The organism is Hyphomonas pacifica (assembly GCF_000682675.1).
GTDB classification, from domain to species: Bacteria; Pseudomonadota; Alphaproteobacteria; order Caulobacterales; family Hyphomonadaceae; genus Hyphomonas; species Hyphomonas pacifica.
Map to the genome: position 1 here is coordinate 69,641 of NZ_AWFA01000045.1, position 14,655 is coordinate 84,295.

Annotated in this window: 18 protein-coding genes; 13 read left to right on the top strand and 5 right to left on the bottom strand. The window is 60.0% G+C overall.

The features are described from left to right. The first annotated feature begins 54 nt into the window (after positions 1–54). The 11 genes from HY2_RS12940 to HY2_RS12990 all read left to right on the top strand — a co-directional run bounded on the left by HY2_RS12940 (position 55) and on the right by HY2_RS12990 (position 9,916). The gene (locus HY2_RS12940; protein WP_051595008.1) at positions 55–1,215 is read left to right on the top strand and encodes a glycosyltransferase family 4 protein; all 1,161 of its coding nucleotides are present in this window, start codon (positions 55–57) and stop codon (positions 1,213–1,215) included. Positions 1,216–1,232: 17 nt separating this feature from the next. Then, entirely contained in the window at positions 1,233–2,276 is a 1,044-nt protein-coding gene (locus HY2_RS12945) for a glycosyltransferase family 9 protein (RefSeq protein ID WP_051595009.1), read from the top strand. Positions 2,277–2,428: 152 nt separating this feature from the next. Next, a complete protein-coding gene (gene infC, locus HY2_RS12950; protein WP_034828269.1) occupies positions 2,429–2,950 on the top strand; it encodes a translation initiation factor IF-3 in 522 nt (173 codons plus the stop codon). Next, on the top strand, positions 2,947–3,333 hold the full coding sequence (locus tag HY2_RS17190; RefSeq protein WP_051595010.1) for an I78 family peptidase inhibitor: 387 nt from the start codon (positions 2,947–2,949) through the stop codon (positions 3,331–3,333). The genes infC and HY2_RS17190 overlap by 4 nt, the downstream gene beginning before the upstream one ends. A gap of 464 nt (positions 3,334–3,797) precedes the next feature. Continuing rightward, positions 3,798–4,001 (top strand): 50S ribosomal protein L35, encoded by a 204-nt coding sequence (gene rpmI / locus HY2_RS12960; RefSeq protein ID WP_034793460.1) that lies wholly within the window; start codon positions 3,798–3,800, stop codon positions 3,999–4,001. Positions 4,002–4,039: 38 nt separating this feature from the next. Further along, a complete protein-coding gene (rplT, locus tag HY2_RS12965; protein WP_027839517.1) occupies positions 4,040–4,402 on the top strand; it encodes a 50S ribosomal protein L20 in 363 nt (120 codons plus the stop codon). Positions 4,403–4,525: 123 nt separating this feature from the next. Then, complete coding sequence (pheS, locus tag HY2_RS12970) at positions 4,526–5,602, top strand: phenylalanine--tRNA ligase subunit alpha (protein ID WP_112063347.1); 1,077 nt, start codon at positions 4,526–4,528, stop codon at positions 5,600–5,602. Next, positions 5,599–6,048, top strand: a complete 450-nt coding sequence (locus tag HY2_RS12975) for an ASCH domain-containing protein (RefSeq protein WP_051595011.1) — start codon at positions 5,599–5,601, stop codon at positions 6,046–6,048. The genes pheS and HY2_RS12975 overlap by 4 nt, the downstream gene beginning before the upstream one ends. A gap of 9 nt (positions 6,049–6,057) precedes the next feature. Further along, complete coding sequence (locus HY2_RS12980; protein ID WP_034828271.1) at positions 6,058–6,663, top strand: hypothetical protein; 606 nt, start codon at positions 6,058–6,060, stop codon at positions 6,661–6,663. Positions 6,664–6,666: 3 nt separating this feature from the next. Then, complete coding sequence (gene pheT, locus HY2_RS12985) at positions 6,667–9,060, top strand: phenylalanine--tRNA ligase subunit beta (protein ID WP_034828273.1); 2,394 nt, start codon at positions 6,667–6,669, stop codon at positions 9,058–9,060. A 31-nt stretch (positions 9,061–9,091) separates the two neighbouring features. After that, positions 9,092–9,916, top strand: coding sequence for an ion transporter (locus HY2_RS12990; RefSeq protein ID WP_034828275.1), 825 nt, complete (start codon positions 9,092–9,094; stop codon positions 9,914–9,916). A gap of 6 nt (positions 9,917–9,922) precedes the next feature. On the opposite strand, the gene bfr is transcribed toward HY2_RS12990, so the two are convergent. The 3 genes from bfr to HY2_RS13005 form a co-directional block, all read right to left on the bottom strand. Continuing rightward, positions 9,923–10,414: a bacterioferritin gene (bfr, locus tag HY2_RS12995; RefSeq protein ID WP_034828277.1), complete on the bottom strand. Its 492-nt coding sequence runs from the start codon at positions 10,412–10,414 to the stop codon at positions 9,923–9,925. A 181-nt stretch (positions 10,415–10,595) separates the two neighbouring features. Then, positions 10,596–10,811, bottom strand: coding sequence for a (2Fe-2S)-binding protein (locus HY2_RS13000; protein WP_241762409.1), 216 nt, complete (start codon positions 10,809–10,811; stop codon positions 10,596–10,598). A 39-nt stretch (positions 10,812–10,850) separates the two neighbouring features. After that, positions 10,851–11,549 (bottom strand): O-methyltransferase, encoded by a 699-nt coding sequence (locus HY2_RS13005; protein ID WP_051595012.1) that lies wholly within the window; start codon positions 11,547–11,549, stop codon positions 10,851–10,853. Positions 11,550–11,639: 90 nt separating this feature from the next. On the opposite strand from HY2_RS13005, the gene HY2_RS13010 reads away from it, so the two are divergent. Continuing rightward, a complete protein-coding gene (locus tag HY2_RS13010; RefSeq protein WP_034828279.1) occupies positions 11,640–12,257 on the top strand; it encodes a TetR/AcrR family transcriptional regulator in 618 nt (205 codons plus the stop codon). Here the strand turns inward: HY2_RS13010 and HY2_RS13015 are convergent. After that, entirely contained in the window at positions 12,229–12,456 is a 228-nt protein-coding gene (locus HY2_RS13015; RefSeq protein ID WP_034828280.1) for a helix-turn-helix transcriptional regulator, read from the bottom strand. The two genes, HY2_RS13010 and HY2_RS13015, sit on opposite strands and share 29 nt — an antisense overlap. Positions 12,457–12,459: 3 nt before the next feature. Beyond that, the gene (locus HY2_RS13020; protein ID WP_051595013.1) at positions 12,460–12,882 is read right to left on the bottom strand and encodes a hypothetical protein; all 423 of its coding nucleotides are present in this window, start codon (positions 12,880–12,882) and stop codon (positions 12,460–12,462) included. Between the two features lie 167 nt (positions 12,883–13,049). On the opposite strand from HY2_RS13020, the gene HY2_RS13025 reads away from it, so the two are divergent. After that, complete coding sequence (locus HY2_RS13025) at positions 13,050–14,642, top strand: lysine--tRNA ligase (protein WP_034828282.1); 1,593 nt, start codon at positions 13,050–13,052, stop codon at positions 14,640–14,642. Positions 14,643–14,655: the final 13 nt, after the last annotated feature.

The following is a 14,655-nucleotide window of genomic DNA, read 5'->3' on the forward strand; positions in this document are numbered from 1 at the left end:
CTCTCCCGTTCCTCCATCTCTCTCGCCTGTCAAGCGAGTGGGAGGTAGCGCGCTGTGGACGAATTCCCGGATCTGACCGGAAAGACCATTCTTCAGGTGGCCCCCGAACTGTCTGCGGGCGGGGTTGAGCGCACCGTGGTGGAAGTCACCGAAGCTGTTATTAGTGCTGGCGGGCGGGCCTTGCTGGCGAGCAAGGGTGGACGGCTGGAGAAGGAGTTTGAATCGCTTGGCGGCGAACTCTTCCGCATGGATGCCAAGACCAAGAACCCGATCACGCTGAAACTGAATGAGGGCAAGCTGAAGCGTCTGATCGAGCGGGAAGGGGTGGACCTGGTGCATGCCCGCTCCCGCGCGCCGGCTTGGAGTGCCTATAACGCCGCCCGCGCCATGGGTGTGCCGTTCGTGACGACCTATCATGGTGCGTATTCCGGAAAATCTTCCCTCAAGAAAAAATACAATTCGGTGATGGCGAAGGGCGACATCGTGATCGCCAATTCGCAATGGATTGCCGAACATGTGAAGGCAGAGCATGGCGTGCCGGACGAGAAGATCGTCACCATTCCGCGCGGCGTGGATCTGGAGGTGTTTCACCCGATTGCCGTTGCGCCGTCGCGTGTAACCGCGATCCGTCAGTCCATGGGGCTGGAGAACGACAATCGCCTCGTTCTGCTGCTGCCGGGCCGTTTGACGGAATGGAAGGGCCAACTGGTCGCGATCGAGGCGCTGGGTTTGCTGGCCCCGGAAGAGCGCGAAAAGCTGGTGCTCGTGCTGGCCGGGGATGCGCAGGGCCGCAAGAATTATGTCACGCGTCTGGAAGAGGCCGTAGTCGCCAATGGGCTGGACCGGGGCGTGATCATGTCAGAACACATCACCGATATGCCCGCGGCCTACATGGCGAGCGACATTGTGTTGGCACCGTCCATCCGCCCGGAAGCCTTTGGCCGCGTGGCCGCAGAGGCGTCTGCCATGTGCCGCCCGGTCGTGGTGACGGATCATGGCGGCGGACGGGAAACCGTGATCGAGGGTGAAACCGGAGCCCGGGTCGAGCCGGGCAATGCGCAGTCGCTGGCCGGGGCCATCCGCGCCTTGATTTCCATAGGAGAAGAGGCCCGCAGCGGCATGGGACGGGCCGGCCAACTGCATGTTCGCAAGCATTTCTCCAAGCGGGGGCTTCAGGCGGCGACGCTCGGCGTCTATAAGACCCTGCTTGAATAGGGAAAACCGAGGCAAGCATGACAAAACCGGGCAAGTCGGCCAGTCCCGTTAATCCGGGAGAGAGTGCGCGCAAGGTGCTGGTGATCAAACTCAGCGCCCTGGGCGACTTTGTGCTTGCGCTGGGCGCAATGAAAGCCGTGCGCGAAGCCCACCCCAAGGCGCGCATCACCCTGCTGACTACGCCGCCTTACAAGGAATTTGCCGAGCTTTGCCCCTATGTGGACGAGGTGGAGACCGATGGCCGCCCGGAAGGCATGAAGGCGACGGCCGCGTTGATCCAGCGCATCCGCAAGGAAAAGTATGACATCATCTATGACTTCCAGACGAGCGGGCGCACGAAGAATTACTACACGGCGCTGAACCGTACCGGTCGCGCGCCGCTCTGGTCTGGCCATCATGAGAAGGCCGCCTTCTTCCACGACAATGCCGACCGCAAGACGATGCACTCCATTGACCGGCTGGCAGAGCAGCTGGAAGTGGCAGGCGTCGCGCCGGGTGGCCGGTGGTTGGGCAATAGCGCGCCGAAGCCGGACCTTTCATGGGTGCGCCCGAAGCTGCGCGATGCGCCGCGTCTTCAGCCCGCTTATTTCAGCCTGGAACAGCCCTATATGCTGCTGATCCCCGGGGCCTCTGCGCACCGTGAGGCCAAGCGCTGGCCGGTACAGAATTATACCGAACTGGCAAAGCGTGTCGCAGATTTGGGTATTACGCCGGTCATCATTGGCGGCAAGGCGGAAGGCCAGTTGGCGCAAGACATTGTGCGCAAGGAGCCGCGGGCGAAAAGTCTGACCACGCGGACGGACCTGTTCCAGATTGTTACTCTGGCAGAAAAGGCGCTTTTCGTTGTCGGCAATGATACCGGGCCGATGCACATGGCCGCGATTGCCGGCGCGCCGGGCGTCGCCCTGTTTGCCCTGAATGAGAGCAATCCGGACCATGCCGCCCCGCGCGGGCCCAAGACAATCATCATCAATTCCGCTCCGACTCTGGCGGAACTCAGCGTGGATGATGTCTGGCAATCCGTGCGCGCTTTGGGCGTGTTGCCGGACGCAGCACAGTGAACCGGCCTTCCTGCTGCTCATCAGTTGTGGGGTTGACCGGGAACCAAAATTCGAGGAGTGCGCTCTGCCTTGAATATGCCAGCATTTACGGGCATATTCAGGCATTCTTGAAATAGCGACAAAGGAGATTCGCCATAGCTCGCAGACCAGACATGGGTGGACCGCAGAAAACCGCCGGCCCACGTATCAATGATGACATCCGCGCCGCCAAAGTTCTCTTGATTGATGAGAACGGGGAAAAACAGGGCGTGATGCCCCTCACGGCTGCATTGGACGCGGCACGTGAAGCCGCGATGGACCTTGTGGAGGTGTCTCCAAATCAGGAGGTGCCCGTCGTCAAGATTCTCGACTATGGCAAGCTTCGGTTCGAGGAGCGCAAGAAGAAGGCCGCTGCGAAGAAAAAGCAGAAGTCTTCCGAGCTCAAAGAGATCAAGATGCGCCCCAATATCGACGTGCATGACTATGGCGTGAAGGCCAAGGCCATGACCCGCTTCTTTGAAGCTGGCGACAAGGTGAAAGTCACGCTGCGCTTCCGCGGTCGTGAAATGGCGCACCAGCATCTCGGCATGGAGCTGCTTCAGCGCGTGAAAGAAGACTTCGACGAAATGGCCAAGGTTGAGCTGGAGCCTAAACTCGAAGGCCGCCAGATGACCATGGTTCTGGCGCCGCGATGAAGATTCGCGCGATCCTTCTGGCCGTTTCAGCCGCGTTGCTGCTGGCCGCATGTGGCGGCAAAAACGCTGATCCGGTGGCAGATGCCCCACAAGTTGAACAGCCCCCTGTTGAGGCTGTCGAAGGTGCGCCGCCAGAGGATGCGGCCTCTGATGAGACGGTAAGCCCGCAAATGGACCCGTTGGACCAGGTAGAGGATTCCTGCGGCATGGCTGCTTTGCAGGCCTATATCGGCCAGGCCGCCAGCGACATTCCGGAAGATGAACTGCCGGAAGGGGCCCGTATTGTTGGCCCGGATACCCAGGTGACTATGGATTATGTGCCGACGCGCCTGAACGTACTGACCGATGAGGACGGCCTCATTCTCAGCCTGAAGTGCGGCTGAGGTAAGCTTTCCTGTCAGTCTGGAACAACACGAAAAGCCGGACGGGCCCAAAGCCCTCCGGTTTTTTGTTTGTAACACGCGGAGAGTACAAGGCCGCGGTAAGTATAGAGAGGGGAGGGAACAGGTAGCGACCCTGTCTCTCCGCGCGCCGGGGCCATGGAAACCCCCATTCCGGCATGTCACCACCGAAATGACAGGGCCAAACCTACAAGCGGGGCTTCTGCGCCGGATTGGGAAAGGTGAAAACGCTGGTTACAGGCGGGGACAGGCCTGTCAGGGCCGGGGAATGACCGCGCGGCTTTCCCCAATAGTGACGCTGCTTTTAACGGATTCACCCCCTTGATTCCTGCGCGCCGATCCGTCATAAGCCGCCACTTCCGAGCAATGCGGGCGAACGGCATGCCCCTTTGGCTCATGAACCCTGGGCCGCCGCAAGGTGTGAGCTCAACTAGAGGAGAGATGAAATGCCGAAGATGAAGACGAAAAAGGCCGCTGCAAAGCGGTTCAAGATCACGGCAACCGGAAAGCTGAAGCACGGCGTCGCTGGCAAGCGTCACCGCCTGATCAGCCACAATGCGAAATACATCCGTCAGAACCGCGGCACCAAGCTGGCCGCTAAAGCTGATGTTGCCCGCGTTGTGAAGAAATTCCTGCCCTACGGCCTCTAGGCCCGTATCCGTTCAAGATCTTGACCAAGGAGGCCTAGATGCCCCGTTCACGTAACAAAGTTCCCGCCCACGCCCGCCACAAGAAGATTCTGAAGCAGGCAAAGGGTTTCCGTAACCGCCGCAAGAATACGTTCCGCATCGCGCACCAGTCTGTCTGGGAAGCCGGTCAGTACGCCTATGTTGGCCGCAAGGTGAAGAAGCGGAAATTCCGCTCCCTGTGGATCCAGCGTATCAACGCCGCTGTGCGTATTCACGATGACGAGATGAACTATTCCCAGTTCATCAACGGCCTGACCAAAGCCGGCATCGAAGTCGACCGTAAGGTCATGGCTGACATTGCCGTGCGCGAGCCGGAAGCGTTTGGTGCCCTGGTCAAACAGGCCAAGGCTGCCCTCGCTTAACTTGCCATCAAGGCACAAGTGACAAAGCCCGGCCCTCAAAGCCGGGCTTTTTCTTTAAGGGCGTTTGCAACCTGCTTCGAAGCGCCTAAAAAGCCCGCGCGAACAGAAAAGGGAATTTCCCCCGTGTCCGATATCAATACGATCGAAAAAGAAGCCCTCGCGTCAATTGAGTCTGCCGGTGATCTCGGCACGCTTGAAGACGTCCGCGTGGCGGAGCTTGGCAAGAAGGGCCGCGTGTCCGGTCTGATGAAGCAGCTGGGCGGCATGAGCCCGGAAGAGCGCAAGGAAATGGGGCCGAAGCTGAATGCGCTGAAAACGCGCGTTGATGAGGCCATACGCACCCGCAAGGAAGCACTGGAAGCCGCTGCGCTGGAAGCCCAACTGGCCCGCGAGAAGGTCGACCTCTCTCTGCCGCCGGCGCCGGGCCCGAAGGCTGGCGCGCTGCACCCTGTGATGCAGGTGTTTGAAGAGATCGCGGCGATCTTTGGCGATATGGGCTTTGCTGTGGCCGAAGGCCCGGACATGGAAGACGATTGGCACAATTTCACGGCGCTGAACTTCCCCGAAGGCCACCCGGCGCGCGAGACGCACGACACCTTCTTCATGAAGGCGCTGGAAGGGGATGATGCCAAGGTTCTGCGCACGCACACCTCGCCCGTTCAGATCCGCACCATGATGACCCAGAAGCCGCCGATCCGCATCATTGCGCCGGGCCGGGTTTATCGGAATGACTGGGACGCGACGCACACGCCGATGTTCCACCAGGTCGAAGGCCTCGTGATCGAGAAGAACACGCATATGGGCCACCTCAAAGGCTGCCTGATCGACTTCGTGAAAGCCTTCTTCGAGGTGGACGAAGTGGAGGCACGGTTCCGCCCACACTTCTTCCCGTTCACCGAGCCGTCTGCCGAGATGGATGTGAAATATACCCGCAAGGGCGAGACGATCGAGATCGGTGCCGGCGATAGCTGGATGGAGATCCTCGGCTCCGGCATGGTGCACCCGAATGTGCTGCGTAATTGCGGCATTGACCCGAAAGAGTATCAGGGTTTCGCCTTCGGTATGGGCGTTGACCGCCTTGCCATGCTGAAATACGGCATGCCGGATTTGCGCCCGTACTTCGAAGCGGACCCGCAATGGACGCGCCATTACGGCTTTGCGCCATGGGCCACGCCGAGTGTCAGCGGAGGGCTGTCGTGACAGACAGCGCCGCCTCATCTGATTTGCCGAAATGGACCTTCGGGGATTCCCCCGAACTGGCCGACCGTCTGGCCGCGCTGATCGTTGCGGGCGTGAAGACGGCGTCCTGCAGCGAAGCGAGCATTGATGGGCCGCCAGTTGAAGGCGAGCGTGGATACCTGATGAGCGGCGATGACAGGCCGGTGGCGATCCTTGAAACCCTAACGGTCACGCGGATGAAATTCGCGGACATGACGCAGGAACTGGCGGCGCTGGAAGGGGAGGGCGACCTCAGCCTCGATTACTGGCAGCGCGCCCACAGGGACTATTTCACCCGCGCCGGTGTGTTCACAGAGGACATGGACATTCTGTTCGAGACATTCCGCCTGGTCGATGTGCTGGACTCTGATTTCGCGGCCAAGGCCGCTGACCACCTAGCGCAGGAACGCGCCGGGGCGACGCAGTAGGGGGCGGGCATGGGCAATGGCAACAAGGCGGAAATGCTGATCGCGATCTGCGCGGTGATGACCAGCGTGATTGCCCTGTTCGTTGCCTGGGATCAGGGTCGCGTCATGCGCGCGCAGCAGCACGGATCGGTTTATCCTGTGCTGCAGGTGGACGGCTTTGTGTCCAGTACGCCGACAAGACGCTCCCTCGGCCTTCGTCTCAGTAATAGTGGGGTTGGGCCTGCGCTGATCGAGTCTGTGACGCTGCTGGAGGGAGGCAAGCCGATTGACGGGTTTGAGAGCCACCGTGAGAGCCTGCCGCCCGGATATGATCTGTCCTGGAGCGGAGCAACGGGGCGCGCGCTGGCGCCTGACCAGATGATCACGCCCGTTGAGGTGGCCTGGCCGGTTGAGGCGCTGTCCCAGGACGACTTTTACGAAGTGGCCGGGGAGTGGGACGACCTGGCGCTTGAGATCTGTTATTGCTCTGTTTTTGAGCGGTGCTGGAAACTGCGCGGCATCGGTACGGCCCGGGCAGAGCGCGTACAGCGCTGCGAACGCAGCGACCGAGATATTTTTGAAGAACTCCGTATACCTGCACCATCTGCAGGTATTGAGACTCCCGAAGTGGAATAGACAATGAAATTCACCCTGTCCTGGCTGAACGACCACCTCGCCACCAAGGCGATGCTGGATGATATTCTCTCCCTCATGCTGAAAGCCGGCCTTGAGGTTGAGGAGGTTGAAGACCCGCGTGAGAAGCTGGCCGCCTTTACGGTCTGCAAGGTGAAAGAGGCAAAGCCTCATCCGGATGCGGACAAGCTGCGCGTGTGCACGGTGGATACTGTGGATGGCGAGAAGCAGATTGTCTGCGGCGCGCCGAACGCCCGCACCGGCATGACGGCCATCTATGCGCCGCTGGGCGCCTATATTCCGGGGCTGGACTTCGCGCTGGACAAGAAGGCCCGCAAGATCCGCGGCGTGGAAAGCTATGGCATGATGTGTTCCACGCGGGAGCTGGAAGCCGGGGAAGACCATGACGGCATTGCCGATCTGGATGCATCCATTCCGCTGGGCACGCCCGCTGCTGATGCGCTGGGTCTGAATGATCCGGTGATTGATTTCGAAGTGACGCCGAACCGTCCGGACTGGCTGGGTGTACAGGGCATTGCCCGTGACATCGCCGCCGCTGGCGGGGGCCGTTTCGTGCAGGTGGACGTCAAGAAGGTGAATGGCAATGCTGATTGCCCGGTCGAAATCCGGTTGGACGCGCCGGAGGCCTGCCCGGTCTTTGCCGGGGCGGTGATTGTCGGCGTGAAGAATGGTCCGTCACCGGATTGGATGCAACAGCGTCTGAAGGCCGTTGGCATTCAGCCGAAAAATCTGTTGGTGGATGTCACGAACTATATCTCTCTGGACCGTGCCCGCCCGCTGCATGTTTATGATGCGCAGAAACTCTCCGGTCCTGTTGTGGCCCGTCTGGGCAAGGCAGGGGAGACGCTGGACGCGCTGGACGGCAAGACCTACACGCTGAGCGAAGACATGTGCGTCATTGCCGATGATAGCGGTGCGATTGGTCTTGGCGGCGTGATGGGCGGCCAGTCCACGGCGGTTTCCAATGAGACGACAGAAGTGTTCATCGAAAGCGCATGGTTCGATCCGCTGCGCACCGCCCGCACGGGCCGGGCCACGGCGATCCATTCCGATGCCCGCTATCGCTTTGAGCGCGGTGTGGACCCGCACAGCTGTCTGGACGGCCTGAACATGGCGCTGGCGCTTATCGTTGAATATGGTGGCGGCACCGTCTCAAAGCCGCGCATTGTGGGCGAGCCGCCAGTGAACCCGCGCAAGGTGACGTTCTATCCGGCGGATGTCGAGCGCCTGACCGGCCTGACTGTCAAACAGACCGAGATGCGCCGTATCCTGAAGGATCTGGAGTTCGTGATCGAAGATGCCGGTGATGCCTGGTATCTGATGCCGCCGACCTTCCGCTTCGATATGGAACAATCAGCTGACATCGTGGAAGAGATTGCCCGCCTGATCGGCTATGATCAGCTGCCAACAACGTCTCTGCCAGCACCTGAGGGCGGCGTGCGCGCGATCACGACGCCGATGCAGGCGCGTGTGCGGACGGCCCGCCGCGTCATGGCATCTCGCGGCTTCCTCGAAACGGTCAGCTGGAGCTTCATGTCAAAAGCCCATGCGGCGCTGTTCGGCAAGATCCATGAGGCCCTGACGGTCGCCAATCCTGTGGCGAGCGATCTTGACTATATGCGCCCGTCCATTCTGGGCAATCTGGCGCAGGCGGCCCAACGCGCGGCCAATCATGGTGAGCGTGGCGTGCGTCTGTTCGAGGCCGGGCCGATCTATCTGGGCGATGGCCCGAAAGATCAGCGTACGGTCGTCACCGGGCTGGTGCGTCCCTATAATGAGCGCCATTGGCAGGGCGCCCCGCATGCCTATGATTCCTATGCTGCGAAGGCAGACCTGTTTGCCGTGCTGGAATCTCTTGGCCAAACGGGGGATCGCTTCCAGGTGGCTGACCCCGTGCTGCCGCAATGGCATCCGGGGCAGGCGGCTGCGCTGAAGCTTGGCCCGAAAGTTACGGTAGCCCATTTCGGCCAGCTGCACCCCGGCCTTCTGAAGGCGCTGGGAGTTGACGGCCCGATGTTCGGCTTTGAGCTGAACCTCAATGCACTGCCGCAGATGAAAGCCAGGACAACGAAGACAAAGCCGGTTCTGGAGCGTATCGACCTGACACCGATCCGCCGTGACCTGGCCTTTGTCGTGGACCAGTCCGTTCCGGCAGGCGAACTGGTGCGCTTGGCGCAGGGCGCTGACAAGAAGCTGATCAGCCACGCAGAAGTCTTCGATGTCTATGAAGGTGCCGGCGTGCCGCAGGGTCAAAAATCAGTCGCGTTCGAGCTGACGCTTCAGCCGCGCGAGAAGATGAAGGATGAAGATATCCAGGCCCTGATGGACAAGGTTGTGGCTGCGGTCGCCAAGGGCACCGGGGGTGTGCTAAGGGGATAGGTACAGATCAACCTGTTCGTGGAGGGGACGCATGGGGCTGTATCGGTGGTTGCACACTCAACTGGTTCCCGAAGCCCGGGAAACCGGCATCTCCCTCACGAACTGGTTTATCATCAGCCTGGTCTTGGCCAGCTTCCTGTTTCTGGCGCTTGAGACAGAGCCGACGCTGCTGGCGATTCCCGAATGGCGGGTGGCGTTCAGATGGTTCAATGTCGCGGTCGTCATTATCTTCGCCATCGAATATGTGTTGCGCGTGGCGGTTGCCGGCATGCGACCGGAATATGCCGGCTTTGTCGGGCGGCTGCGCTACATCACGCGCTTCTATTCCGTTGCAGACCTTCTGGCCTTCCTGCCGGAACTGATTGTGATGATTGTCGGCGGCGGTATTCCGCTGATCGCGCTGCGGGTTTTCCGCTTGTTCCGCCTGATCAAGATTGCGCGCTTTGTACCCGCTTTCGATGTGCTGGGCGCAGCGATGAAACGGGCAGGCTCGCAACTTCTCACCACCCTCGCCATGGCGATGGCGCTGGTCTATGTTGCGGCTGTGCTGCTCTACTTCATTGAAGGTGTGGGGCAGGGACGTGAGGAGTTTAATTCCATCCCACGGGCCATCTGGTGGTCCATCGCGACGCTGACGACGGTCGGCTATGGGGATGTGTATCCGGTCACGACGCTAGGCCGGATCGCGGCCTCTGTGATTGCGATTGCGGGGATCGGGGTAGTGGCCCTGCCGGCGGGCGTGTTCGCCAGCGCCTTCTCTGATGAGCTGCGTGAGCGCCAGCTTCAGAAGTTGCAGGACAGGGTGGAAGAGGCCGAAGCCAAAAAAGGCGCCGCCCCCGAAGAGAGCGGCGCCTGAGACAGATCAGTCCTGGCTTTTTGAGCCGTTGGCTTCGGACTGCAGCATTGTGTAGCGCTCGATGCCAATACGTTCGATCAGTTCGAACTGGGTTTCCAGATAGTCGACATGTTCTTCCTCGTTGGTCAGAATCTTGCCGAATAGGTCGCGGCTGCCATAGTCGCGTACGCTCTCGCAGTATTCCATGGCATCGCGCAGCATCGGAATCGCGTCATTCTCCAGCTTCAAGTCGCACTCGAGAATTTCCTGCACAGATTCGCCAATGCGCAGCTTTCCCAGATCCTGCAGATTCGGCAGGCCGCCCAGGAACAGGATGCGCTCGATCAGCCAGTCGGCATGCTCCATCTCCTCAATGGATTCCTTGTACTCATAGTCGCCAAGCTTGCTGACGCCCCAATCATGCAGCATGCGGGAATGCAGGAAGTACTGGTTGATGGCGGTCAGCTCGTTTTTCAGACACTTGTTCAGAAATTCGATGACCTTGGGATCGCCTTTCATGGGGGGCTCCTGATTGATTACGTGAATATACCTAGCAGATAGGCCGATTGGTAAGCGTAGGCAATAAAAAACCCAATAAAATCAATTGCATATGAAAGTGCGACACAGTTGCAGGCGGGCGTGCAAATGCGTCTCTCGCGCAGGGCGGCGGAAAAAACCAGTCAAGGCAAAGGGGTAGCGCTTATTCTGCAGCAACCATGACAGGGGATGGCATACGGCGATCCATCTCCTCGGCGATGATCTCGCCCATGGAGCAGCTGCATTTTCCGCACTGGAACTTGCAGCCATGATGCGATTGTACGGCCTTGGGGCTACGCGCCCCGGCATCCACGGCAGCGCGGACGCTCTTGCAGTTAATGCGGTTGCAGACACAAACGATCATGAGAACCATTTGCATCAATGTGCGAATGATTGTCAATACGCTTTTTCACACTTCTTAACCTGTCTTGCCCCGCCAGACGGACCAGCTGACGCCGCTGCCGATAGTCAGCGTGGTTGTCTCATACTGTCCTGCCGGGTCGCTGACATACTCGACGAAGGGCTTCAGCGTCTTGCGGAAGCTGAAGATGTTGTCGGCCAGAATGATCGCGCCGGGCGCCAGTTTTGGCTCCAGCAGGTGCAGGACAGGGATGTAGAGATCCTTCCAGCCATCCAGGAAGACGAAATCAACCGGCCCCTGCAGCGGCGCGAGGCTTTCCATTGCGTCGCCTTCGCGGATGTCTGACCAGCGGCTGAGGCCGGCCTCTGCCAGGTTTGCGAGGGCGATTTGCGCCTTGCTGGGGTCTTTCTCTGTGCCGGTAAAACGACCGCCGGTCTCACGGGCTGCAGCCGCCAGATAGATGGCGGAAATGCCGAAAGACGAGCCGAACTCGACAATATTGCGCGCCCCTGCCGACAGAGCGGCGAGGTACATCAGCTGGCCGAATTCCGGGGAGACGGAGATGTAGGCGTCTTTCAAATAGGGCTCTGCCGATTCAAAGGTGGAGCGGGCTTTCAGATAGCCGGTCAGGATGGCGGGCAGGGCGCGGAGCAAAACATTCCGGTCCTGACGGGCATCCTGATGCAGGCGGGCGAGCGTGGCGGAGACCTGTGGGGCGTTCAGGCCGTTGGCGGGCGGGGGCATGTCAAAGGGCATGGCGCAAATCCTTGTTGCGGTGGCGGTGTAATGCATTAAATATGAGCTATTACTCGTATTTTGAAACTCGCATTCAGAGAGCCTTGCTGCATGAGTTCCGCCGAGACGCCCGCCCCCAGAAAACGGCCAGTTCAGGCGCGGTCTGCCCTCACGGTCGACGCGATCCTGACGGCGGCAGCTCACATTCTCGAAGGGGAGGGGATGGAGGGCTACACTACGAATGCTATTGCGGCGCGCGCGGGCGTGTCGATCGGCTCTCTCTATCAATACTTTCCGAACAAGGAGGCGATTACGGCGGCTTTGGTGCTGGCGGATGCAGAGCGCCTGTATGAAGCGCTGCAGGCCGCCTCCGATGGCTCGGCAGGCGCGCCGTTCCTGGCGCGGCTGGAAGCGTTGCTGGATGTCGTGATTGCGCACCAGATGGAGCGCCCGGTGCTGGCCCGGATGATCGACATGGAAGAGCGGCGGCTGGCGCATGACCCGGCGCTGCAGGCCGTGCATGAGGCGGGCTTTGCCCTCGTACGCCAGGAATTGCAAAGTAGCGGCCTCAGCCTGCCCTTCGGGCTGGAGGCCAGCACGGTGGATGTCTTCGCCATCGTGCTGGGCATTTGCGATACGGCGGGCGAGCGCGGCGAGACGGATGGTGATGGCCTGAAGGCGCGCATCCGCCATGCCGTGCTCAGCTATCTTGGGCTTCGTCCCAGCTGAACACGTCTTCCAGCCCCACGCCGAAAACGCGCGCGATGCGGAAGGCGCTTTCGAGCGACGGGGAATAGCGGCCCTGTTCGATGGCAATCACGGTTTGCCGCGTGACGCCGATCTCTTTGGCGAGGGCGGCCTGACTCATCCCGTCATGAGCCTCGCGCAGCTGCTTGACGCGGTTCGCAATAGGAGGGCGTTTCGCCATGCCTCACACGCCCCGGCGGTAGAGGAATATCTGGAACGCATATTCCGCAATCTGGCTCAGCATCAGGGCGCCGAAGATGATGTGGAACAACAGGTTTCCGTCGCCGAGCCAGCCAAAGTGCCAGAGGCCGCCAAATGCACCGACGGCCAGCACATAGCCTGACCAGTGGCCTGCCTTGTCGAGAATGGCCTTCTCGCGCTCGTCTACAGGAGCATTGGCTTCCTGGCCGGACATAATGGCGAGCACGACATTCACAATGATCGAGGTGATCACAACCAGAGTGACATAGCCTATGAAGAAGCGGAGATCGGGCGGTGATGTGTGGCCAAGCGCGCTCGAAACGCTGACGATTTTGCTGAAATACCAGGCCCCTGCCACGATCAGGATGAGGCCCATGCCCCAGGCGGTTTTCTCTCGGAATGACATCTACAAGTCCTTTGCGGTGTAAAAGATTTCTTACATGGGACGTGTAGTCAAAGATTTTTGACATGTCAAATATTTTTAACAACAAATGATCGCCCAGCTTGACCGGAGGGGCTGTGGCCTCTACCTCCGGCGCACCTGTTTTCACTCAACAATGACTGACATTCCTGATGACCGATCTCTCTACGCTCGCCCAATCCGCAAAGGCCTGGCCGTTCGAGCTTGCCCGCAAGCTGGAACAACGCGTGGAGCAGCAGATAAAGGCGGGCCAGCGCGCCGCCGATGACCCGGTCACCTTCGAGACCGGCTATGGCCCGTCCGGCCTGCCGCATATTGGCACGTTCGGCGAAGTTGTGCGCACAACCATGGTGCGCCATGCCTTTGAAGTGCTGACGGCGGGCAAATACACAACGCGCCTGATATGTGTGTCGGATGATATGGATGGTATGCGGAAAGTTCCGCCAACCGTGCCGAACCCGGAAAAGCTGGAGCCCTATCTGCAACAGCCGCTGACGGCAGTGCCGGACCCGTTCGGCACGCATGACAGCTATGGCGCGCACATGAATGCGCGGTTGTGCGCCTTCCTGGACCAGTTCGGCTTTGAATATGAATTCCTGTCTGCGACGGATTGCTACAAATCCGGACGGTTTGACGACATGCTGCTGCGGGCGGCGCAGAAATATAAAGACATAATGGATGTGATGCTGCCGACGCTTGGCGAGGAGCGCCAGGCGACCTACAGCCCGTTCTTGCCGATCCATCCGGAAACCGGCGAAGTGCTCTATGTGCCGATGAAGGCCGTGGACGGAGAGAAGGGGACCGTCACGTTTGAGGACGAAGCCGGCAAGGAATTCACCGTGCCCGTCACCGGCGGCCATGTGAAGATGCAGTGGAAGCCGGATTTCGGCATGCGCTGGGCGGCTCTCGGCGTCGACTTCGAAATGTTCGGCAAGGACCATCAGGCCAATGCGCCGATCTATTCCAAGATCACGAAGATCCTCGGCAAACGGCCGCCGGAACAGTACGTGTACGAAATGTTCCTGGACGACAAGGGCGAGAAGATATCCAAGACAAAGGGCAATGGCATCTCTGTGGAAGACTGGCTGAAATATGCGCCGGATGAGAGCCTCAGCCTGTTCCAGTTCCAGAAGCCGCGCGTGGCGAAAAAGCTATATTTCGATGTCATCCCGAAAGCGGTGGATGAATATCTGACCTTCCTGGAAAAATATCCGGAAGAGGAGCCTGCGCGGCAGATCGAGAACCCTGTCTGGCACATTCATTCCGGCAATCCGCCGCAGGTGAAGACGCCGGTCAGCTTTGCTTTGCTGCTCAACCTGGTGGCGGTGGCAAACCCGGAAGACAAGAGCCAGCTCTGGGGCTTCATCTCGCAATATGCACCGGAGGCCTCGCCCGAAACGCACCCGATGCTCGACAAGCTCGCCGGCTATGCTATGAGCTATTATACCGACTTCGTGCTGCCCGAAAAAACCTATCGTGCGCCTACGGACAAGGAACGCGCCGCAATGGAAGACCTGTCCGCCCGCTTCAAGGCGTTCAGTGACGAGCCGACCTCGGAAAATCTTCAGACGCTGACCTTCTCTGTCGGCAAGGAACATGAGTTCGACAATCTGCGCGAATGGTTCCAGGCGCTCTATGAGGTGCTGCTCGGCCAGAGCCAGGGCCCGCGCTTCGGCAGCTTCGCTGCGCTTTATGGCGTCGCGAACACGGCCCGCCTGATCGATGATGCGCTGGCACGGGGGTAGGCGAAGCCATTAG